The sequence below is a fragment of the Salinimicrobium sp. CAU 1759 genome (assembly GCF_054482715.1).
In genome coordinates, this window is sequence record NZ_JBTLRK010000003.1 from 247,959 (window position 1) to 267,830 (window position 19,872).

Sequence of the window (19,872 nt, forward strand, 5' to 3'; positions counted from 1 at the left end):
TTGAATTAGCCAAAAATATAAAGAATGAGACTGTAACAGGTCTCATTTTTTTTGCACGTAATTCAGGATCACATGATTAAAGTCCTCTTCCCGGTGAAGAAAACCGGTTTTGATGGGCAAGTAAAATATTTTCTCCCTGGAAATCTCATTTTTGAGCCGCATATAATCTTTTTCAGTAGTGATTATAAGTTCCTCGTGCTGCAATTCCCTTAACTCCGACTCTGTGAAGTTGTGATGATCTTTATAAGCCTTGTGGTCAAATTGCAATCCCTGCTCCCGGAGGAATTTGACCAGAGGCAGCGGATTTGCAATTCCGGTGACCAGTGTAAAATGAATATTTTTCAGCTCCTTTAATGTAAAGGACCTATTCCTTCCAAAAACCGACTCACTGTATTGAATAGTACTGAAGAAAACCTCCTGCCCCGCTTTTGGCTTTAATTTTTTGATAATCTCCATCTGCTCCTCCATATCAAGATCAGGAGGACATTTTGTGACCACAATGATCTTCGCTCTCTTAGCACCCGATGCAGGCTCCCGCAAATTTCCTGCAGGTAACACAAGGTCGTTCCTATAAAGTTTGGAATACGAGGTAAGCAGAAGATATAATCCTGCAGTAACCCGCCTGTGTTGGTAGGCATCATCAAGAAGCACCACTTCGGGTTGTGGTTTTTCACTTAGTAATTCTTCAATGCCATTAGTGCGGCTCTCGTCTACAGCCACCATGACGTGAGGGAATTTCTGCTTGAACTGCAAGGGTTCATCCCCTACTTCTGTCGCAGTTTCCTGGCCGGTGAGCAAGATGTATCCACTGCTGTTTCTTCTGTAACCTCGGCTTAAGGTTGCCACTCTGTACTCCTTCCGAAGCAATTCTGCGAGATATTCCACCATAGGCGATTTCCCGGTACCACCCACGCTTAAATTGCCCACGGCTATTACCGGCAGGTCATAGCGTTTTGAGGGTAAAATTCCATGGTCATACAGCTTGTTGCGTACGCGCATCACGGAGCCGTATACGATTGAAAATGGGTAAAGAAACTTTCTTGCAGACATGACCGCGAAGGTAATTTTTTTCCTGAAACAGAAATAAGATATTTGAAATATGGGTAAGAAATAAGATAGTTAAATTTTGCCCTTTTTGGAACCCTACTGCAGAAGTCCTTTGATAGAAAATTTCGGCGTTAAAGGTAGTTTCACCAGATCTCTCTGTTGGCCTTAGAATTTTTATCTTTGGATTCTTCAGCAAAATCAAGATCATGATCATACAGAATATCATAACCGAAATAGAAAAATTTGCGCCTACTGCCTATGCCGAAGGTTTCGACAATGTAGGTTTATTAACCGGCTCTCTACAAAATGAAGTCACCGGCGTTTTAGTCACATTGGACACACTTGAAGACGTAGTAGATGAGGCACTTGAGAAGGACTGCAACCTTATCCTTAGCTTTCACCCGATTATCTTTTCTGGTCTTAAGAGACTTACCGGCAGCAATTATGTGGAGAGGACCGTGCTGAAGGCAATAAAGAACGACATTGCAATCTATGCAATTCATACAGCTTTAGATAATAGCTTTAAGGGAGTAAATGATATGATCTGCGAACAACTGGGATTAAAAAAGCGCAAGATCCTTATCCCTCAACCTGGAACCATCAAAAAATTGACCACGTTTGTTCCCAAAAAGGATGCAGCCAGCGTTCGAGAAGCCCTTTTTGCAGCGGGAGCGGGCACCATTGGAAATTATGACCATTGTAGTTTCAATCTCCTTGGCAGCGGTTCTTTCCGTGGAAATGAGGAATCAAATCCGGTGATCGGCAGAAAAGGAGAAACACATTATGAGGAAGAGGTCCAGATTGGAGTGACTTTTCCGAAGCATCTTGAAAAGGTCATCTTAAAAGCCCTTTTTGAGCGGCACCCTTATGAAGAAGTGGCTTACGAAGTGACCAGTCTCGAAAACGTAAATCAGCATATTGGGATTGGCATGATAGGGGAACTTGAAGAAGAGCTGGATGAAAGGAACTTTTTAAAGCAGGTAAAAAACACTTTTGGAACCGGCTGTATAAGACATTCAAAATTGCTTGAAAAGCCGATCAAAAAAGTAGCTGTTCTGGGTGGCAGCGGAAGCTTTGCAATTGAAAAGGCAGCTGCAGCGGGAGCAGATATTTTCATCACGGCCGATCTCAAGTATCACGATTTCTACAAAGCCGAGCAAAAACTGGTGCTGGCAGACATTGGGCACTATGAAAGTGAGCAGTACACAAAAAACTTGTTAGCCTCTTTTCTTAAGAAAAAATTTGCTAATTTTGCAGTCGTTTTATCAAACACAGATACCAATCCTATCAAGTATTTTTAACTATGGCAAAAAAATCCGATGTTACTGTAGAAGAGAAGTTAAGAGCGTTGTACGATCTTCAACTTATAGATTCCCGCGTGGATGAGATAAGAAACGTGCGAGGTGAACTTCCGCTTGAGGTAGAAGATTTAGAAGATGAAGTAGCAGGCCTTAACACCCGTTTGGAAAAAATGGATGCCGACCTTGAAGTGATCGATCAGGATATCAACACAAAGAAAGTATTGATTGAAGATGCTAAAGCATTGATCAAAAAATATAATGAGCAGCAAAAGAATGTGCGTAACAATCGCGAATTCAATGCGCTTTCCAAGGAAATTGAATTTCAGGAGCTGGAAATAGAGCTGGCTGAAAAGCAGATCAAGGAATACCGGGCTCAGATCGAGCAGAAAAAAGAGGTGATCGAGCAAACCAAAGGACGTCTTGAAGAAAGACAAAAGCACCTGGATCACAAAAAAGGTGAACTTGATGAAATTCTTGCTGAAACTGAAAAAGAGGAAAAAGCACTTCTGGACAAGTCAAAAGAATTTGAAAAGCAGATCGAAGAGCGCCTGGTTAATGCTTACAAAAGAATTCGCAGTAGCGTAAAGAACGGTCTTGCAGTAGTTCCTGTTGAAAGAGGAGCTTCAGGTGGATCTTTCTTCACCATCCCGCCACAGGTCATTATGGAGATCGCAGGTCGCAGAAAGATCATTACAGATGAGCACAGTGGCCGAATCCTTGTAGACGAAGAACTTGCCCAGGAAGAAAGACAAAAAATGAATGAGCTTTTTCAAAGCTTCTAATTAAAGTCTATACCAATACTTGAACCCTTCACAAAAGTGAAGGGTTTTTTGTTGATATAAGTTTGTGATTCCAGTGTTGGTATCAGGACTAGCAAACATTTTAGTCCTGGATCTTGTTCGAAGCCTGGCGGGCTTGAATCTTTTCCCGTTAACATCTGTTTCACAATAATCTAATCTGTATGCTGTACCTTTAAAGAATAAACCTACAGCTATGAAAAATCTACTTTTCATTATTTTAGTTGTGATATATTCCTGTAATGACGGGAAGAGCAACACGTCTAATACTTCAGAAAAAATTGATCCGGATACAATTAGTGCAGATACTTTGCCTCCGGGAAATATTCAGGAGGAAAGGGATGCAATGCAAACAGAAAAAGAAGAACTGCGTACTGCACCTGACCCCATCGCAGTAAATCACGGACGTTATCGAAAGATGATCAAGGACAAGGCTGCCGATGATTGCAACTGTAATTGTATTGAAATTGCTTACGACCGAGCGACGGAGTGGTGCATAACCAAGGACAAGGTATATATGAATGCCCGTTGTCAAAAAACAGGAGATAACACTGCCGATGTTTATTTTGTTGGCTCCGGCAGGGAACTATCTCCGGATAGATCTCTACCCTGGAAGGAATTTGATACCAACACTCCCGTAGCAACGCTCACCTTTCAACCAGACGGCAGCGCAAAACTCGACTGGCTTGGGTTTTCAAAGAATGGAGAAGTCATAACAGACTATGCCTTGTACGGCAAAAAAACATTAGAAGGAATTTATAAAAAAGATTAGAATGAAGTATTTGCTTTTGACACTGCTTATTAGTTTTACTGCCTGTGGAAATTCTTCAGGCGAAACAGTGACTTTGCCCGAAATTGCCAATGCCGAACCGGTAGAAGTTCCTGTGCAGGATGGTCTTAAAAAGGCATATTTTGCCAGCGGCTGCTTTTGGTGTGTAGAAGCTGTTTTCGAAAGTGTGATTGGAGTAAAAGAGGCTGTTTCAGGATACTCCGGAGGACATACAAAAAATCCAACCTATGAAGAGAGCAACACCGGTCGCACCGGTCATGCTGAAGCAGTTGAAGTGATTTACGACCCCCAGGTCGTTGATTTTGCCACTCTTACAGATGTCTACTTTGGTTCTATGGATCCCACGCAAAAGAACGGCCAGGGACCGGACATGGGTTCTCAATACCGCTCCATAATTTTTTATCAAAACCAGGAGCAAAAGAAGATTATAGAGCAAAAAATGAAGGAACTGGCTGGAGAATATAAAAAAGCTATTGCCGTAGAGGTACTGCCCTTCCAAAAATTTTGGAAAGCAGAAGATTATCACCAGGATTACAAAAAGTATAATCCCAATAATCCATACATTAAAAATGTTTCAGTTCCCCGATTAAACAGGTTTAAAAAGAAATTTCCGCAGCTACTCAAGGAAAACCAATAGGAATAAGCTTCCAAAAAAGTTAAAATTAGCTTTCTTTGCGGAAACTTGAATAAGCCTCACCACGTATGGGTATTACCACAGAGAATGTATTGCTTATAGGTTCCCTACTGCTGCTCATAAGTATTCTTGCAGGGAAAACCTCCTACAAATTTGGCGTACCCACTCTTATCTTATTCCTTTCTGTAGGAATGCTGGCGGGATCTGAAGGAATTGGACAGATTGAATTTGATGACCCACAGCTGGCCCAGTTCGTCGGGATAGTTTCTTTAAACTTCATTCTGTTTTCAGGGGGATTGGACACGAACTGGCGTAGTATCAAACCTATACTGTGGCACGGTATATCCCTTTCCACCCTTGGAGTTCTTTTCACTGCCGTTTCTTTAGGAACATTCGTATGGGCAATCACAGATTTCAGCATCTATGAAGGCCTGCTTCTAGGTGCTATTGTCTCTTCAACAGATGCCGCTGCCGTTTTCTCTATTCTGCGTTCGAAAAATATGGCCCTCAAGGCCAATCTTAGACCAACCCTTGAGCTGGAGAGTGGAAGTAACGATCCAATGGCTTACTTCTTGACTATAGCTTTCCTGGGATTGGTGGTAAATCAGGATCAAAGCCTGCTTTCAATAGTTCCTCTTTTTCTGAAGCAGATACTTATTGGAGCTGCTCTTGGTTTTCTCTTCGGAAAGCTGAGTAAAATGATCATTAATAAAATCACCCTCGATTTTGAAGGACTTTACCCGGTGCTGGCAATCGCCCTTATGTTTCTGGCTTTTTCGGCAACCGATAGACTTGGCGGAAACGGTTTTTTAGCTGTTTATCTGGCTGGTGTTTACTTGGGAAATCAAGACCTTATCCATAAGAAAACGATCATGCGGTTCTTTGACGGGGTAGCCTGGCTAATGCAGATAGTCCTCTTCCTCACTTTGGGACTGCTGGTCTTTCCAAGCGATATACTTCCGGTAATTGGACTGGGTATTCTTATTTCAGGATTTCTTATTCTTATTGCGAGGCCTATAGGGGTATTTCTTAGCCTCGCCCCCTTTAAAATGAAAATGCGCCGCCGCTGGTATATATCATGGGTGGGCCTTAGAGGTGCGGTGCCTATAGTTTTTGCTACCTACCCCCTTCTCGCAGGTATTGAAAAGGCGCACATGATCTTCAATATTGTATTCTTCGTTTCCCTCACCTCTGTCCTTATACAGGGAACGACTTTATCTAAAGTTGCCCACTGGCTGCATGTTGCCCTTCCAAAAAAGGCAAAAAAGATATCCCCTGTCGATGCTTTTCTTGCCGATGGCACAAAGTCACTCATTAGAGAGATCACTATACCACCAGATAATTTTTCGGTAGGAAAGAGAATTGTAGACTTGCATTTTCCGAGAAACGCCATTATAGCAATGATCTCCAGGAACGGGCAATTTTTAACACCAAACGGAGCAACTCAAATTGAGGAAGATGATACTTTGATCGTCTTAATGGAAAATCAAAGGAACGTGGAAGCCGTGTATAACAGCTTACATCTCGCATACAATCCCGATACAGATGATGAAGATAATCTGTAGAAATTGTTGAGACAAGACCATCAAAAAAGGGCATTTTTCAATGCCCTTAGTGTTATTAGGTAGTAGAAGGACCTTAGTCCTCCTCATCTAGCATAAGATTAAGAGTTACATCAATATTATCTCGCGTAGCCCTGGAATAAGGGCAAATCTCATGTGCTTCATTTACCAGCTTTTCACCGGTTTCCACATCAACTCCCGGGATATAGGAGTCAAGAATGACTGAAAGTTGCAGATCTCCCTCTTCGGTTGTTCCAAGCTCTACTGAAGCTGTAACTGAAAAATCTCCAAGATCTACCTTGTGCTTTTTTGCCATAGCCTGAAGGGCACTACCGTAGCAGGCAGAATATGCTGCAGCAAAAAGTTGTTCGGGATTGGTTTTTTCTTCACCTTTCCCGCCCATGGATTTTGGCTTACTAAGTTCTAAATCTAAAATTCCATCGTCACTCCTTACACTTCCTTCTCTCCCGCCTGTTGTGGTGGCTACGCCGGTATACAATGTCTTCATAATGATCTTTTATTTTATTATTTTAGTACTTCAATATACAAATAAGATCTCCACCTAAAAACTTATTCCCTGTTTTGAAAAAACCATCGGCTTTACATGAAAAAGAAGGCAGTCGCCCTTCCTCGGAAGTTAATACCGCAATGGCGAAAAAAATAAGGGATTCCCGAAGAAAAGAAGTGACTGTAGATGACCTTTTTGAAAAGTTAAGAGCAGGAGATAAATCAGCTTTGAGCCAGGGAATTACGCTGGTTGAAACTAATCAGCCAAAGCAACAGGAGAAGGCATCACAACTCATTGAGAAATGTTTGCCATTTGCAAATGATTCAATTCGAATAGGGATCACAGGAGTTCCGGGAGTTGGGAAAAGCACTTTCATTGAAGCTTTTGGCGGACATCTTGCCGATGCCGGTAAAAAGGTTGCGGTGCTGGCAGTAGATCCCACCAGTTCTATTTCGGGTGGAAGCATCCTGGGGGACAAGACCAGAATGGAGACGCTGGTAAATCACAAAAATGCTTTTATCAGGCCTTCTCCTTCCGGAGATTCTCTTGGTGGAGTAGCAAAAAAGACACGGGAGACGATCATTTTATGCGAGGCTGCAGGTTTTGATACATTGCTCATCGAGACTGTTGGCGTTGGGCAAAGCGAGACCACCGTGCACAGTATGACGGATTTTTTTTTACTGTTGAAACTCGCAGGAGCCGGTGACGAACTCCAGGGGATCAAACGCGGAATAATGGAAATGGCCGATGCAATAGTGATCAACAAAGCCGATGGTGAAAACCTGAAACCTGCAGAAAGAGCCCGGGCAGAATTTCGCCGGGCATTACATTTATATCCTGCAAAAGAGAGCGGATGGCAGCCGAAGGTCTTGTTGTGCAGTGCCTACTACAAAGAAGGGATTGCTGAAGTTTGGGAGCTCATTTCAGACTATGAGCAGAAAATGAAAGAAAGCGGAAATTTCGATAAAAAGCGACATGAACAGAATAAATTCTGGCTATTACAGACGATCAATGAACATCTCAAAAGTCGGTTTTACAATCAGCCGGAAATAAAGAAATTACTTAGCGAACAAATCGAAGCTTTGGAGAATAATGAGACCACCCCATTTGAAGCAGCTAACTATTTATTGCAGCGTTACCGCGAGTTATAGAAAATTTTCCATGAGCCACATCTCTTCAGGAAAAAGATTCCGCTTTAATAGATATTCTAAAAAGGGATTTTGAGGTGCTCTCTTCCAGGAGATACGATCTCAACTACGTAAGTCCTGAAGCTTCGGGATACAAAGACAGATTGATCAGGCAGTTCTATCTTCTGCAGCGGAAGGAGTAAAAAATTTCTTCAGCAAAAACAGGAAAAGCCTGTAGAACAAATAACCTATCACAATACCAAAGATCCAACCAGTAAGTATATCCCCGGGATAATGAACTCCTATATAGATCCGGCTATAAGATACCATTAGCCCCCACACAACGAGCACTGCAAAAATGTGCTTCCAATAGTTTTTTAGAATTAACCCCAGAAATATCACCAATGCTGCCGAACTGGCCGCATGTGCAGAAAAGTAGCCAAACCGTCCGCAACGCACAGCAACGAAACGGGCATATTCCATAACCCCTTCCTGTCTGCAGGGTCGGGGTCGTTCAAAAAAATGCTTAAAAACGTTAGAAAGCTGATCTGTAGAGGTGATCACAGCCGCCACAAGCACTAAACTGAGCAAGGTTTTCTTCCAACCCAAAGCTTTGTAAAGAAAAAAGACTAGCAGCGCATAGAACGGTATAGAAGCAAATTTGTTGGTGATAAAATTCCAGAAATTATCCCAGGAAGGATTTCCGAGATTATTCAGAAACAGAAAGATTTCCTGATCCAGTTCTACCAGCTGTTCCATGACTTAGTCCTCGTATCTCGAAATCTCGCGGTCATAGAAATTAGTCGCCTGTTGAATAAGCCCTTCGGCTTCAGAAGCTAGTTCCTTTTCATCGGCTGCATCAAAATCTTCCAGCCATTCTACCTCATCGTTCTCAAGGTTTAGAATAAAGCGGGGATATTCGGTATGCACTATAAAGATAGCATCGGGATAATCTGTATTATCACCCAGTAGAAATTTCGGAAAATCCATAGTTACTAATATAATTTGATTCTTTCCGGCTAGCCCGAAGCACCTGCCGAAAAAAGTAATTTTTTACTTAAATAATTGAATCGAAGATACAACATTAATGCTGATGCGCTAAGCCCGGCCAATAATCCTAACCAGATACCCATACTGCCCAGAGCCGATTCTTTTCCTAAATACCAGGAGACGGGAAATCCTATGATCCAGTAGGCAATAAAACAGATAAGTGTGGGGAATTTTACATCCTGCAGCCCTCTAAGCGCCCCCAGTATCACTACCTGCATCCCGTCACTTAGCTGAAATAAAGCTGCCACAACCAGCAGTTGCGCTGCCAGTAAGATCACTTCCATATTGTCAATATAGAGGGTGGGCAGCCAATCTTTGAGCACGATAAAACCAACAGCAAACACTGCTTCGATAAGGAAGACCAACAAAAAGGTAGAAAAGGCTATTCGCCGTAATTCATAAAAATTGGCCTTTCCTTTCTGGTTGCCAACTCTTATAGTTGCCGTCACTCCCAGTCCCACAGCGACCATGAAAGTCATGGAGGCCAGATTAAGTGCTATTTGATTTGCTGCCTGCGGATTAGTTCCTAAAGTGCCGGCAAGAAAAACTGTGGCTGTAAAGATCGCCACTTCAAACAGCATTTGTAGAGCAGTTGGAAAACCTAAAGCAAATAACCTCTTAAAAATGTCAATTTTAAGCAGTTCTTTTCGGGACCATTCAAAGTACTTCCGGAACTTTTTCTTCCTCCTTAGGATCTCCCAAACAAACCACAACATGAAGAATCTTGAGATTAGAGTTCCCCAGGCGGCGCCTTCAAGCTCGAGCCGTGGAAATATCCAGATCCCATAGATGAGCAGATAGTTGAACACCACGTTTACCACATTGGCTATTAATGTAGCGTACATGGCATAGCGGGTTTGGGAAAGTCCATCGGCAAACTGTTTGTAAGCCTGAAAAAACATAAGCGGGATCATAGAAAAAGCTACGATCTCCAAATATGGAATTGCCAGGTCCACGACTTCTGGGGGTTGATCCAGGTGGTACAGAATGGGCTTAGCCAGTAACAGCAGGATAAATAAAAAGAGTCCATTGATCCCGCACATAATGATACCGTGATGGAAATAGCTCTTACCGGTCTCAATGTCTCCTGCTCCATCGGCTTCAGCGATCAAAGGAGTAATGGCAAAAGAAAATCCTATTCCCAAGGACAAGGCTATAAAAACGAGACTGTTCCCCAGCGAAACAGCTGCAAGTGGTGCGGCTCCAAGTTGCCCCACCATAATATTATCGGCCAGGCCAACCATTACATGTCCCAACTGCCCGAGCATCACAGGATAAGCGATGTTCAGGTTCTTACTAAATTCTTTTGTGTAGGCAGTGAGCTGCAAGCCTTGTAGTTTAAGGCTGCAAAGATAGAAAGTTTAATTGCCGGGACACAAGCCCGGCAATTCTTTTTATTTCAGGATCTCGGGATCATTTTGAATGCCATCAAAACCATATTGATCAACCAGGTAAACCAGGGAAGCCATAGTAGCTGCTCCCAATTCCAATTCCCGCTTGTTTACGGCATCAAATGTATCTGTAGCGGCATGGTGATGGTCAAAATAACGTTGAGAATCAGGACGCAGTCCGGCGAGAACTGTACTTCCGTTCTTCAACGGGCCTATATCGGCACCGCTACTACCTCTTGCAAAATAATGGATAAGGTAGGGTTCAAAAAGAGGTTTCCAGCTCTGGATTTTTTCGAACTGAGAATCCCGGGCATCAAAAGAGAACCCGCGGGGGGTAAAACCTCCGGCATCACTTTCTAAGGCGAAGATGTGATTTTCCTTATTCCTTTTGGCTACTTCGGCATATTTGTTTCCGCCCCTAAGACCATTTTCTTCATTCATAAAAAGAACTACCCGAATTGTTCTTTTAGGTTTGATCCCGGCTTCCTTAAAAAGCCTTAAAACTTCCATAGATTGAACCACTCCCGCGCCATCATCGTGTGAACCATCACCAACATCCCAGGAATCCAGATGACCTCCTACTACAATGATCTCATCTGGACGTTCACTCCCTTTGATCTCCCCAATAACATTATAGGATTCTACATCTTCGAAATTTCGGCAACTCATTTTATAGTAAAAATCAAGATCCTTGTTAAGCTTTAGCATCCCGCTAAGATATTCGGCGTCTTTAGTGCTTATTGCAGCCGCAGGAATTCTTTTGTTGTTTGGCAGGTCACCGTAGCTCATAGAGCCGGTATGTGGATAATCATCGATCTTGTGAGAAAGAGAACGAACGATCACACCTACTGCACCATATTTGGCAGCTTCGGCCGCGCCGGAATAACGCTGGTCCACACATCCTCCATAAGCTTCAAAAGTGTGAATAAGATCTGCACGCATAGGCCGGTTATAAAAAACTATCTTTCCTTCAATCTCCTCCCTACCATACCTTGCAAGATCTTCTATCCCCTGCACTTCGATCACCTTTGCACGAAGACCTGTATCGGGAGTAGCAACAGAACCACCCAAAGCGAGAATATTTACAGTATTGGAAGGTCCTCCCGGAGTTTGCACATAAGCATATTCAGGATTACCACGAGTCCACTTTGGTACCATAACCGGTTGTAACCATACCCGATCCAGCCCAAGTTTTTCCAATTCAGCCTTTGTGTACTCCACAGCACGCTGAGCATTCACAGAACCCGAAAGCCGACCTCCAATGTTGTTGGAAAGATGGTCAAGCCAGGCATAACTTTGACCATTGAGCAGGGACATGTCGTAGAGCTTTCTAAGAGCCATGGAATCCTGTTGAATGGTAGATTGGGCGAAGGTATTCATCGCACTTAAAACGAGAAATAGGGCAACAATTTTTTTCATAAGACTTTGATAAGGAAGAACAAATGTAAAAAACCATTCCAAACCTGTTCAAAAATGACAATTGTTTGAACAAATTTTTTAGGATTGAAAAATAATGCTGCAAATATTTCCTTTTTGCCGGAAGTTAAACTGCATTCAATTTTCTATCTTTCGGAAAAATTTTCAGCCCCTTGGATAAGCAGCAAATAATCAATAACGTCTCTACTTTATTACAGGAAATCCCTACTTCAATGGAGATCGTTAAGGATGATTCTAAGAAAGAAAAGAGATTTCGTTACCTGGCTAAATACATGGTTGAAAAAGCCATAGAAAAGGATGCTCTCATTACTTCTCCCGATGGAAAGGGAATTGCAATTCTTTTTAAGACCAATAGCAAAGACAAAAATTTTTGGAAGGATCTTATTATGGACCTTAAACTTGCCTGGAATGTTACAGGTATTAAGAAGGGCTTAAAAGCTATGAAGGTACAGGAGTATGTGAAGGCTCAGCGTCCAAAGGAAGGGGATTACCTATACTGTTGGTTCTGGGGAATTCTTAGTGATGCCAGGGGGAGTGACGACGCAAAGACGGCCTATGACATGAAAAATCAATTCTATGCCATCGCCAAAGACCTACAACTTCCAATATATGCCGAAACAAGAATAAGAAGAATAAGCCTTGCCTATAGACGCTATGGATTTGAATTGTTCAACGAATGGGATCATCCCAGCGGGGACAAAATGTATTTCCTAAGATATACTCCACCGCCAAAGGAACAGTAGAAAATCAGGAAACTAAATTTTCAGGATTTGAGAGGAATATAGAATTCAGCTTTCACGCCTTTATCTGCACTTTCAAAAATGGCATTTCCTTTAATAGTTTTTAGGCGGTCCTTTAGATTTTTGATGCCATTACCATTTTCCAACACCATTTTTTCTGCTCCTACACCATTATCTGAATAACTGATCTTTATTTGCTTCCCTTCTTTAGAGAAAACAAGAGCTACAAGTTTCGCCTTACTATGTTTCTTCATATTCACCACCATCTCCTGAAGTACTCTATAGACGACTATCTTCTTTTCGGGCTCTAATTTATTCCAATCAATAGTGTCTTCCCCTCGAATTATTAGTTTTGTTCCAGTAGGCACAGTTCCAGATAACATATTAAGGAGCCCCTTTAAGAATTCGGCTCCGGTCACGATCTCACTGTTTTCTCGTGAGAAATCACGTGTGCGTTGATAGATCCTCTCCAGTTTATCGATCATGGGCAAAGGTGCGACTGTTTCCAGGGAACTCATGACGTGGTAAATATCATTGGCCAATTCGTCATGTATCCTCCTGGATATCCGACTTTCGGTAAGGTATATTTGCTTTACCTTTTCTCTTCTCCCCCGCTGCCTGAAATAATAGAAAAGTCCGACAGCGAAAAGCAGGATCAACAGGGCAATAAGAGAACTGATGATATTGCTGGTTCGCAACTTCTCTGTTCTTAAGTTTTGGGTAAGATTCTCAGCTTGTAAAAGACTAATCTGTTGTTCCTTCCTCTCCTCATCAAACCTTATTTTGGCAAATTGATATTTGAGTCGCAGATTGGCTTCTTTAAGACTGTCACTTAAGAAAAGATATCGCTGTACGTACTCATCCTCATCCCTGCCCTCTGTGAGAGGAATAAGCCTACTAAGGGCTTCAACCTCTGCGGCAGGATTGGATAATGTCTTTGCTACTTCCAGGTACTTTTCAGCATAAAACTGAGATAACCCTGGATCTTTATTCCTATAGAAGTCCGATAAATGAGAATAACTAGTCTGAGTTCCTTCTAAATCCCCAATTTTTTGTCTTTGCTCAAGAGCTTGCAGCATGACCTTATCGGCTTCACAAGTAGGATCCTGCAACCAACGCATGAAAGCGTAATTATCTCTAAATCTTATCTGGGAAATTTCACTGGCTTCATCAGATCGTATGATCTCCCGGAAAATTTGAGTCGCTTCTGAATAATTTTCCTGATTCTTGTGAAGAAGAGCAATGTTATGCAAATAGCTAAGACTATCTTTGCGATTAACAGCATACCTCAACGCATTATTATACTCCTTAAGTGCTTCTGAATAGAGTTTTTGCTCTCCATAGGTAAGCCCCAGTACATTGTATGCAGAACTCACATAATGGGGATCATTTTCGGCATCAAGATATTTTAGCGCCTCTATGGCAGATTCCTGACTTCCTGCAAAGTCTCCATATCCATATTGAGCATGAGCCATATCAAGAGAGCGCCTTCCGGCTAAGGAGGTGTCCCCGTATTTTAAATACAGATTACGTGAATAGTAAGCGTTTCTGAATTGTTCCTCGGGATTGACATTTTGGAAAGACCAGGACTTTCTGTAATATCCTTTGGCCTGGTAGAAGAGATCTCCCTGAAATTCTGCCGCCGAAATTAAACTGTCGATCCAAAAATCAATACTGTCTTCAATTCCCAATCGCGTGTAAGCATATATCTTCCCATCCAGAAGTGCAACCAGTGAAGAATCCCTCTTGTCTTTTATTGCCGCTAAACCTTTGTTATAAAGCCCTAACTTCTTTTCAATGTTTGATGTATCAAGACCCAGTAAATAAAAATAACCTGCGGTACCCGGTTCAGGAGCAACCGGAAGCTCCTCCTTTTCCTCGCCTCCACAACCAATTAAAAACGTGAGGCAGAAAAGTAAAAGAAAGGAGAATTCAGCAGCTTTTTTCATAACCACAAACATAAGAAAAAGCGTTAACAAACCTTTGGGAAGTTAAATAAAGTGTAATGAAATGCTCTTCTCTTTAATGAATCAATATAAAAATTATAAAATTTCATATGATCCACGGTTGATTTTAAACAATAAAGAGCTAAAAATCAATTATTCTCATTAATCATAACGTTCAGGTTAAAAAAATAAAATAGGCTAAAAATAAGTTAAAGGAGTAAGGGTCAATTTTTCAAAGCCAATCCTTTAATAACTTTGAGAAAAGCTACTTCATCCGCTGGAAGAGGTAACCAAAATTCCTTAATTCAAACTGAATAATCACTTTAAACTTACTATCATGAGTGACAAAACATTTTCCTGGAACAGGACCCGAAGAATAAGTTCATCTACTGAAAAATCAGATGAAACTAAAAGTACAAGAAGAAAAGACTGGGGATATACAGACCAATATCGCCGAATGATGCAGCGCGATTCCCGTAGAAAATCCACTTCAGAAACCGAATAAAGGATTAAAAAGCCAAAAGACGTTTTTTATGCTTCTGAGGTTCAGGAATTAATTTTCCTCATGTTTTTTCAAGAGCCCTTTTTCTTAGATATTTTTTACCCCTTCAGTTTCTAATTATTGGAGGCAAAACAACCAGTGAGATGAAATCCAGGTATAACTAATAATCATAATAGAACCTGATAAAGCTGATTCCGTTACAATATCCTTTTTCAACTTATCGGCTCAATAATATTAAAAACAAAAAGGGCAGGAGTTTATGCTCCTACCCTTTTTAATTCTACTTCCTGAAATTTTAAACTATCTCTGCCGTTAGGCCTTCCTCAAGAAGTTTTCCACATCTAGGTTCAAGGTCTTTATAAGTCCCGGTTTTTACTGTACACTTACCTTTGTAATGTACCAGTAAAGAACATTGTTCGGCTTGCTCGGGGGTGTGATCACATGCAATGATCAATGTTTCTATAACATGGTCAAAGGTATTGTAGTCATCGTTATATAAAACGATCTCATGCAGTTTGGATTCCTTGCTTTCGACCTTCTTCTTCTCAAGAACTTCTTCTTGTGTACTCATAATCAATCCTTTTCATTGGAAAAACAGGGTTTAAATATAATAATTTCTTTCTAATCATTCTTTTTAAGAAATCTTAAAGCCACCCATTCTTCCCGTTCTTTGTAGTCATTATATTCCAGTCCCTGTTTCTCACATGCCTCTCTAATAACAGGTATATCTTTTGAGTAGAAACCACTTAGGTAAAGTTCTCCTCCCTCATTAAGGCAGTTGTAATATGTTGGCATATCCTCAAGAAGGATATTTCGGTTGATATTGGCAATTATGACGTCATACTGTTGATCTTTAAGTAGCTCTGCGCCACCCTCAAAAGCTTCTATCTTTAGACATTCATTGCGCTCAACATTCTCCTGAGTATTTTGAAAGCACCAGTTATCAATATCAATAGCATCTATTTGAGATGCACCTCTTTTCTCGGCAACTATTGCTAAAACTCCAGTACCACACCCCATATCGAGCACCTTTTTACCCTCGAGATCATGCTCCAAAAGAAATTCGATCATCATATGAGTAGTAGCATGATGGCCGGTTCCAAATGACATTTTTGGCTCTATTACAATGTCATAGGTGACATCGGGCTTGGGGTGAAAAGGTGCTCTTACTCCACATTTTTCATTTACTATAATGGGATGAAAGTTCTTTTCCCATTCCACATTCCAGTTCACCTGTTCAATTTCGGTTTGGGTGAAAGAAATATCGAATTCATTTGACTGGAGAATATGTATTCCCGTCATTGTTTCTGCCTCGTACTCTTCCTTCGGAATATAGGCAGTGATCCCATCTTCATTCTCCACAAAACTCTCAAAGCCCGCCATGCCCAATTCGGCAATAAGGATCTCTGATGCTGGTTGTGGAGGCTCAATTACAAATTTAAACTCCAAATAATTCATGTTCTTCATATTAAAAGGCATTGGCAATAGCCATAAAGTCTTCGGCTTTTAAACTGGCACCGCCAATGAGTCCGCCGTCTACGTCTTCTTTAGCAAAGATCTCCCGGGCATTACTAGGTTTTACGCTACCCCCATAAAGTATGGCTACATCATTAGCCAACTCACTACCGAATTTTTCAGAAATAGTTTTCCTTATAAATGCATGCATTTCCTGCGCCTGTTCCGGGGAAGCGGTCTCTCCCGTACCAATGGCCCAAACAGGTTCATAAGCAATTATAACTTTCTCCCATTGATCTTCAGAAAGATGAAAGAGGCCTTTTTCCAATTGTTGTTTTACTACTTCAAAATGTTTATCGGCTTTACGTTCATTTAATTCTTCACCACAGCAAAAGATCACTTCCATATCATTTTCAAGAGCAGCATTGACTTTCTTAGCCAGTAAGTCATCTGTCTCTTTGAAGATCGCTCTTCGTTCACTATGCCCAAGGATAACAGTTTTTACTCCCACGCTGGTCAACATTTTTGCCGAAACCTCCCCGGTAAAAGCTCCTTCGCTATTCTCGTTCATATTTTGAGCAGCAACTTCAATCTTTGAATTCCTTAAAGATTCAAAGGTGTGATAAAGGTTGGTATATGAAGGTGCTACAATCACACGAACCCCATCATTTTCTTTATAAAGGTTCTTGATGTTGGAAAGTAAATCCTCAGTTTGTGCCAGGTCATTGTTCATTTTCCAATTCCCTGCTACTATTTTATCTCTCATAATGGTTGTTTAAAGGGTAAGTTAATATTCTGATTTTGATGCTCTAGCTAAAACTTTTATAAAATTCAACCGAAATTCTTAATAATCAACACATTAAGATCCTGAAGAATATTCTCCAGCTATAGATACAAATATAGGACTGCAGGCTCGAAGAACCTGCAGATTTAGAACAAAAAGTTGAAAAAACAGGGTGCCAAAAATGGCATTTTTGGAGCCTCTTAAAATTGAAGCTCGGCGGCATCATTCCAGTGCCGTTTCTGCAGAATAGTTCCCTCCTGAAGTCTTACAAGACCAGGATTGCTTCGGACTATTGTTTTAAGGGCGGTTTCATCACTAAAATACCATTCCAGATCAAGATCATACTTCTGGTTCATTTGCTCCTTAAGTTCTTCACCTGAAGCAGACAGCCCAATAACTCTATAGCCGTTACTGCGAGCCCTTTCAATCACCTCTTCCAGTTTTTGCATTCCATCAGCTTCACTACGACCAAGGCTGTAAGCAATGATCATAAGCAGCTTATCTTCAGCAAGAATTTCGGAAATATGGTTTTCGCCGTTTTTTTCTATTGAAAAATCATGAATGGGTGGCTCATATCCTTTTTGCACAAGTTCTGTATCTACTTCAATAAATTCCCCTTCAACTGCGGGATAAGCTCCACTGGTAGTGTAGACCTTCTCCTCTCCATTGACACGGAATTTCCAATTGTAATCATAAACTGCTTCGGGCGCTCCCGGTGGTACCTTCATTGCCTGCTCGATGTTGGTTCCTTCCTTATAGGCCCTAAAATCAAAGACCGGCAGGTGCATTAGAACATAATAAGCGAATACAAAACACAGCATGAAACTTAAAAAGACGATCCAGCGGTGAGAGGCTTTTGCAAAATAAGGTGTAATATATTCCCTTTTAAAGAAGAGAATTAGAATGAGGACCAACAGAATAACATCCTTATAGAAAGACTGCCAGGGAGTTAAGGGAATTGCATCCCCAAAACAACCACAATCGGTAACCTTGTTGAAGTATGCGGAGTAAAATGTGAGAAATGTAAAGAAGATAATCATAAGCAACAATGCCCAGGTTGTAAACTTCGGGAGATAGCCAATAAGCAGCATTATTCCCAGCACCAGTTCGAAAACGACCAGAAGGATCGCAATTATAAGTGCAAAAGGAGCCAAAAATTCCAGGTCGAGTACTGAAGGGCTAAAATATTCCTCAAGCTTAAAGGAAAAACCAATTGGGTCATTCAGCTTCACAAACCCTGAAAAAATGAATAACAGACCCACAACCCATCGGGCAATACCTACCAGAATTTTCATGTATGATTATTTAAGATTTACTCAATTCGCTCTCTTCATGAATATGAATAAGGGCAAAAACAGCATAGTTGATCATATCTTCATAGTTCGCCTCAATTCCTTCACTTACCAATGTTTTGCCTTTATTATCTTCGATCTGTTTTATTCGCAGCACCTTTTGAAGAATAAGATCTGTTAGGGAACTCACCCTCATTTCACGCCAGGCCTCTCCATAGTCGTGATTCTTATTTTCCATGAGTTGCTTTGTTCGGGCAACGGTGCGATCATATAGCTCCTCCACTTCTGCTGAAGTAAGGTCAGGCTGTATAGCAATACCTTTTTCCAATTGGATCAAAGCCATGACCGAATAATTTATGATCCCAATAAATTCGGGCACCTCGCCTTCATCAACTTTTCTTACTTCATTCTCCTGAAGCCCTCTTATACGCTGCGCCTTAATGAAGATCTGATCTGTAAGAGAGGGCAACCTCAATATTCGCCATGCACAGCCGTAATCTTTCATTTTTTTCATGAAAAGGCCGCGACATTCGGTAATCACAGCATCATATTGGGCAGAAGTATCCTTCATAGAAATGGTTAATTTGCGTAAATTTCGCTGATTTTATTCTTTTTGTCAAAGTTAATTTTTCCAACCAAAAAACAACATTTTTCGGGATGTATATCAACTGCAAAGGCCAACTTATAGATCTTTCTGTTCCAAAAGTAATGGGAGTCCTCAACCTTACCCCCGATTCCTTCTACGATGGCGGCCGCAGGAAGCGCCGGGAAGACCATATGCATCAGGCAGAGAAAATGTTGGCAGAGGGAGCTGATTTTATTGATGTTGGTTCCTACAGCAGCAGGCCCGGCGCCGATGACATTTCGGAAGAAGAGGAACTAAAGCGAATACTTCCGGTAGTGGAGGAACTGGCTGAGAGATTTCCAGATGTAATCCTTTCCATAGATACCTTCCGAAGTAAAGTTGCCAGGCAATGTGTGGAAGCAGGTGCAGCTATGGTCAATGATATCTCCGCAGGAAATCTTGACGAGAAGATGATGGAAACTGTAGCTCAAATGCAGGTGCCGTATATCATGATGCACATGAGAGGTAATCCTCAAACTATGAAAGACCTCAATAGTTATAATAATCTTGTACAGGACATACTATTTTATTTCTCTGAAAAAATAGACCGTGCCAGAGACTATGGAATAAACGATCTCATTATTGACCCGGGCTTTGGCTTCTCAAAAAATATTGAGCAGAACTTCGAGCTGCTCTCTAAATTACAGCTCTTTAAAAACCTCGACCTTCCCATTCTTTCAGGGCTTTCGAGAAAATCTCTTATTTATAAAACCTTTAATACAACACCTGATAATGCCTTGAACGGCACCACAGCTTTGAACACAGTAGCATTAATGAATGGCACCAATATTTTGAGAGTACACGACGTAAAAGAGGCAGTGGAATGCGTGAAATTGCTGCAGCGTCTCCCAAACTAGCTCATAATTTTTTACATTTACCAAAAA

At 41.3% G+C, this 19,872-nt stretch carries 21 protein-coding genes; 9 read left to right on the top strand and 12 right to left on the bottom strand.

The window, feature by feature from the left end:
* Positions 1–42 precede the first annotated feature (42 nt).
* Complete coding sequence (lpxK, locus tag ACXYMT_RS14365) at positions 43–1,050, bottom strand: tetraacyldisaccharide 4'-kinase (protein ID WP_459059791.1); 1,008 nt, start codon at positions 1,048–1,050, stop codon at positions 43–45.
* Positions 1,051–1,253: 203 nt separating this feature from the next.
* Here lpxK and ACXYMT_RS14370 point away from each other — a divergent pair, with 203 nt between their 5' ends.
* The 5 genes from ACXYMT_RS14370 (at position 1,254) to ACXYMT_RS14390 (ending at position 6,134) form a co-directional block, all read left to right on the top strand.
* The gene (locus tag ACXYMT_RS14370; RefSeq protein WP_459059792.1) at positions 1,254–2,348 is read left to right on the top strand and encodes a Nif3-like dinuclear metal center hexameric protein; all 1,095 of its coding nucleotides are present in this window, start codon (positions 1,254–1,256) and stop codon (positions 2,346–2,348) included.
* Between the two features lie 2 nt (positions 2,349–2,350).
* Positions 2,351–3,130, top strand: coding sequence for a zinc ribbon domain-containing protein (locus tag ACXYMT_RS14375; protein WP_459059793.1), 780 nt, complete (start codon positions 2,351–2,353; stop codon positions 3,128–3,130).
* A gap of 211 nt (positions 3,131–3,341) precedes the next feature.
* Positions 3,342–3,917 (top strand): hypothetical protein, encoded by a 576-nt coding sequence (locus tag ACXYMT_RS14380; RefSeq protein ID WP_459059794.1) that lies wholly within the window; start codon positions 3,342–3,344, stop codon positions 3,915–3,917.
* Between the two features lies 1 nt (position 3,918).
* Positions 3,919–4,572: a peptide-methionine (S)-S-oxide reductase MsrA gene (msrA, locus tag ACXYMT_RS14385; RefSeq protein ID WP_459059795.1), complete on the top strand. Its 654-nt coding sequence runs from the start codon at positions 3,919–3,921 to the stop codon at positions 4,570–4,572.
* A gap of 65 nt (positions 4,573–4,637) precedes the next feature.
* The gene (locus ACXYMT_RS14390; protein WP_459059796.1) at positions 4,638–6,134 is read left to right on the top strand and encodes a potassium/proton antiporter; all 1,497 of its coding nucleotides are present in this window, start codon (positions 4,638–4,640) and stop codon (positions 6,132–6,134) included.
* Positions 6,135–6,207: 73 nt separating this feature from the next.
* On the opposite strand, the gene ACXYMT_RS14395 is transcribed toward ACXYMT_RS14390, so the two are convergent.
* A complete protein-coding gene (locus ACXYMT_RS14395; RefSeq protein WP_459059797.1) occupies positions 6,208–6,639 on the bottom strand; it encodes an organic hydroperoxide resistance protein in 432 nt (143 codons plus the stop codon).
* 74 nt (positions 6,640–6,713) lie between these two features.
* Between ACXYMT_RS14395 and meaB the strand changes: the two genes are divergently transcribed.
* Positions 6,714–7,790: a methylmalonyl Co-A mutase-associated GTPase MeaB gene (meaB, locus tag ACXYMT_RS14400; RefSeq protein ID WP_459059798.1), complete on the top strand. Its 1,077-nt coding sequence runs from the start codon at positions 6,714–6,716 to the stop codon at positions 7,788–7,790.
* Positions 7,791–7,934: 144 nt separating this feature from the next.
* Here the strand turns inward: meaB and ACXYMT_RS14405 are convergent, their stop codons facing one another.
* The 4 genes from ACXYMT_RS14405 to ACXYMT_RS14420 form a co-directional block, all read right to left on the bottom strand.
* Positions 7,935–8,525: a phosphatase PAP2 family protein gene (locus tag ACXYMT_RS14405; protein ID WP_459059799.1), complete on the bottom strand. Its 591-nt coding sequence runs from the start codon at positions 8,523–8,525 to the stop codon at positions 7,935–7,937.
* 3 nt (positions 8,526–8,528) lie between these two features.
* Complete coding sequence (locus tag ACXYMT_RS14410; protein WP_459059800.1) at positions 8,529–8,756, bottom strand: hypothetical protein; 228 nt, start codon at positions 8,754–8,756, stop codon at positions 8,529–8,531.
* A gap of 29 nt (positions 8,757–8,785) precedes the next feature.
* Positions 8,786–10,144 (bottom strand): MATE family efflux transporter, encoded by a 1,359-nt coding sequence (locus ACXYMT_RS14415; RefSeq protein WP_459059801.1) that lies wholly within the window; start codon positions 10,142–10,144, stop codon positions 8,786–8,788.
* A gap of 66 nt (positions 10,145–10,210) precedes the next feature.
* Entirely contained in the window at positions 10,211–11,626 is a 1,416-nt protein-coding gene (locus tag ACXYMT_RS14420) for a M20/M25/M40 family metallo-hydrolase (RefSeq protein WP_459059802.1), read from the bottom strand.
* A gap of 170 nt (positions 11,627–11,796) precedes the next feature.
* On the opposite strand from ACXYMT_RS14420, the gene ACXYMT_RS14425 reads away from it, so the two are divergent.
* A complete protein-coding gene (locus ACXYMT_RS14425) occupies positions 11,797–12,387 on the top strand; it encodes a hypothetical protein (RefSeq protein ID WP_459059803.1) in 591 nt (196 codons plus the stop codon).
* A gap of 20 nt (positions 12,388–12,407) precedes the next feature.
* Here the strand turns inward: ACXYMT_RS14425 and ACXYMT_RS14430 are convergent, their stop codons facing one another.
* Complete coding sequence (locus ACXYMT_RS14430) at positions 12,408–14,333, bottom strand: tetratricopeptide repeat protein (RefSeq protein WP_459059804.1); 1,926 nt, start codon at positions 14,331–14,333, stop codon at positions 12,408–12,410.
* A 334-nt stretch (positions 14,334–14,667) separates the two neighbouring features.
* Here ACXYMT_RS14430 and ACXYMT_RS14435 point away from each other — a divergent pair, with 334 nt between their 5' ends.
* The gene (locus tag ACXYMT_RS14435) at positions 14,668–14,835 is read left to right on the top strand and encodes a hypothetical protein (RefSeq protein WP_459059805.1); all 168 of its coding nucleotides are present in this window, start codon (positions 14,668–14,670) and stop codon (positions 14,833–14,835) included.
* A 292-nt stretch (positions 14,836–15,127) separates the two neighbouring features.
* Here the strand turns inward: ACXYMT_RS14435 and ACXYMT_RS14440 are convergent, their stop codons facing one another.
* The 5 genes from ACXYMT_RS14440 to ACXYMT_RS14460 all read right to left on the bottom strand — a co-directional run bounded on the left by ACXYMT_RS14440 (position 15,128) and on the right by ACXYMT_RS14460 (position 18,934).
* A complete protein-coding gene (locus ACXYMT_RS14440; protein WP_324720610.1) occupies positions 15,128–15,403 on the bottom strand; it encodes an ATP-dependent Clp protease adaptor ClpS in 276 nt (91 codons plus the stop codon).
* Between the two features lie 50 nt (positions 15,404–15,453).
* Complete coding sequence (prmA, locus tag ACXYMT_RS14445) at positions 15,454–16,299, bottom strand: 50S ribosomal protein L11 methyltransferase (RefSeq protein ID WP_459059806.1); 846 nt, start codon at positions 16,297–16,299, stop codon at positions 15,454–15,456.
* 1 nt (position 16,300) lies between these two features.
* Positions 16,301–17,053 (bottom strand): triose-phosphate isomerase, encoded by a 753-nt coding sequence (tpiA, locus tag ACXYMT_RS14450; protein ID WP_459059807.1) that lies wholly within the window; start codon positions 17,051–17,053, stop codon positions 16,301–16,303.
* 218 nt (positions 17,054–17,271) lie between these two features.
* The gene (locus tag ACXYMT_RS14455) at positions 17,272–18,366 is read right to left on the bottom strand and encodes a BT_3928 family protein (RefSeq protein WP_459059808.1); all 1,095 of its coding nucleotides are present in this window, start codon (positions 18,364–18,366) and stop codon (positions 17,272–17,274) included.
* A gap of 10 nt (positions 18,367–18,376) precedes the next feature.
* The gene (locus tag ACXYMT_RS14460; protein ID WP_459059809.1) at positions 18,377–18,934 is read right to left on the bottom strand and encodes a DUF1599 domain-containing protein; all 558 of its coding nucleotides are present in this window, start codon (positions 18,932–18,934) and stop codon (positions 18,377–18,379) included.
* A gap of 86 nt (positions 18,935–19,020) precedes the next feature.
* On the opposite strand from ACXYMT_RS14460, the gene folP reads away from it, so the two are divergent.
* Entirely contained in the window at positions 19,021–19,845 is an 825-nt protein-coding gene (gene folP, locus ACXYMT_RS14465) for a dihydropteroate synthase (protein WP_459059810.1), read from the top strand.
* Positions 19,846–19,872 lie beyond the last annotated feature (27 nt).

Bases quoted from the DNA above. Each gene is read 5' to 3' on its own strand.
- ACXYMT_RS14455 (WP_459059808.1), bottom strand. From the start codon at position 18,366: ATGAAAATTCTGGTAGGTATTGCCCGATGGGTTGTGGGTCTGTTATTC.
- ACXYMT_RS14435 (WP_459059805.1), top strand. From the start codon at position 14,668: ATGAGTGACAAAACATTTTCCTGGAACAGGACCCGAAGAATAAGTTCA.
- prmA (WP_459059806.1), bottom strand. From the start codon at position 16,299: ATGAAGAACATGAATTATTTGGAGTTTAAATTTGTAATTGAGCCTCCA.
- lpxK (WP_459059791.1), bottom strand. From the start codon at position 1,050: ATGTCTGCAAGAAAGTTTCTTTACCCATTTTCAATCGTATACGGCTCC.
- msrA (WP_459059795.1), top strand. From the start codon at position 3,919: ATGAAGTATTTGCTTTTGACACTGCTTATTAGTTTTACTGCCTGTGGA.
- ACXYMT_RS14395 (WP_459059797.1), bottom strand. From the start codon at position 6,639: ATGAAGACATTGTATACCGGCGTAGCCACCACAACAGGCGGGAGAGAA.
- folP (WP_459059810.1), top strand. From the start codon at position 19,021: ATGTATATCAACTGCAAAGGCCAACTTATAGATCTTTCTGTTCCAAAA.
- tpiA (WP_459059807.1), bottom strand. From the start codon at position 17,053: ATGAGAGATAAAATAGTAGCAGGGAATTGGAAAATGAACAATGACCTG.
- ACXYMT_RS14410 (WP_459059800.1), bottom strand. From the start codon at position 8,756: ATGGATTTTCCGAAATTTCTACTGGGTGATAATACAGATTATCCCGAT.
- ACXYMT_RS14405 (WP_459059799.1), bottom strand. From the start codon at position 8,525: ATGGAACAGCTGGTAGAACTGGATCAGGAAATCTTTCTGTTTCTGAAT.
- ACXYMT_RS14375 (WP_459059793.1), top strand. From the start codon at position 2,351: ATGGCAAAAAAATCCGATGTTACTGTAGAAGAGAAGTTAAGAGCGTTG.
- ACXYMT_RS14430 (WP_459059804.1), bottom strand. From the start codon at position 14,333: ATGAAAAAAGCTGCTGAATTCTCCTTTCTTTTACTTTTCTGCCTCACG.
- ACXYMT_RS14420 (WP_459059802.1), bottom strand. From the start codon at position 11,626: ATGAAAAAAATTGTTGCCCTATTTCTCGTTTTAAGTGCGATGAATACC.
- ACXYMT_RS14380 (WP_459059794.1), top strand. From the start codon at position 3,342: ATGAAAAATCTACTTTTCATTATTTTAGTTGTGATATATTCCTGTAAT.
- ACXYMT_RS14370 (WP_459059792.1), top strand. From the start codon at position 1,254: ATGATCATACAGAATATCATAACCGAAATAGAAAAATTTGCGCCTACT.
- ACXYMT_RS14440 (WP_324720610.1), bottom strand. From the start codon at position 15,403: ATGAGTACACAAGAAGAAGTTCTTGAGAAGAAGAAGGTCGAAAGCAAG.
- ACXYMT_RS14390 (WP_459059796.1), top strand. From the start codon at position 4,638: ATGGGTATTACCACAGAGAATGTATTGCTTATAGGTTCCCTACTGCTG.
- ACXYMT_RS14460 (WP_459059809.1), bottom strand. From the start codon at position 18,934: ATGAAGGATACTTCTGCCCAATATGATGCTGTGATTACCGAATGTCGC.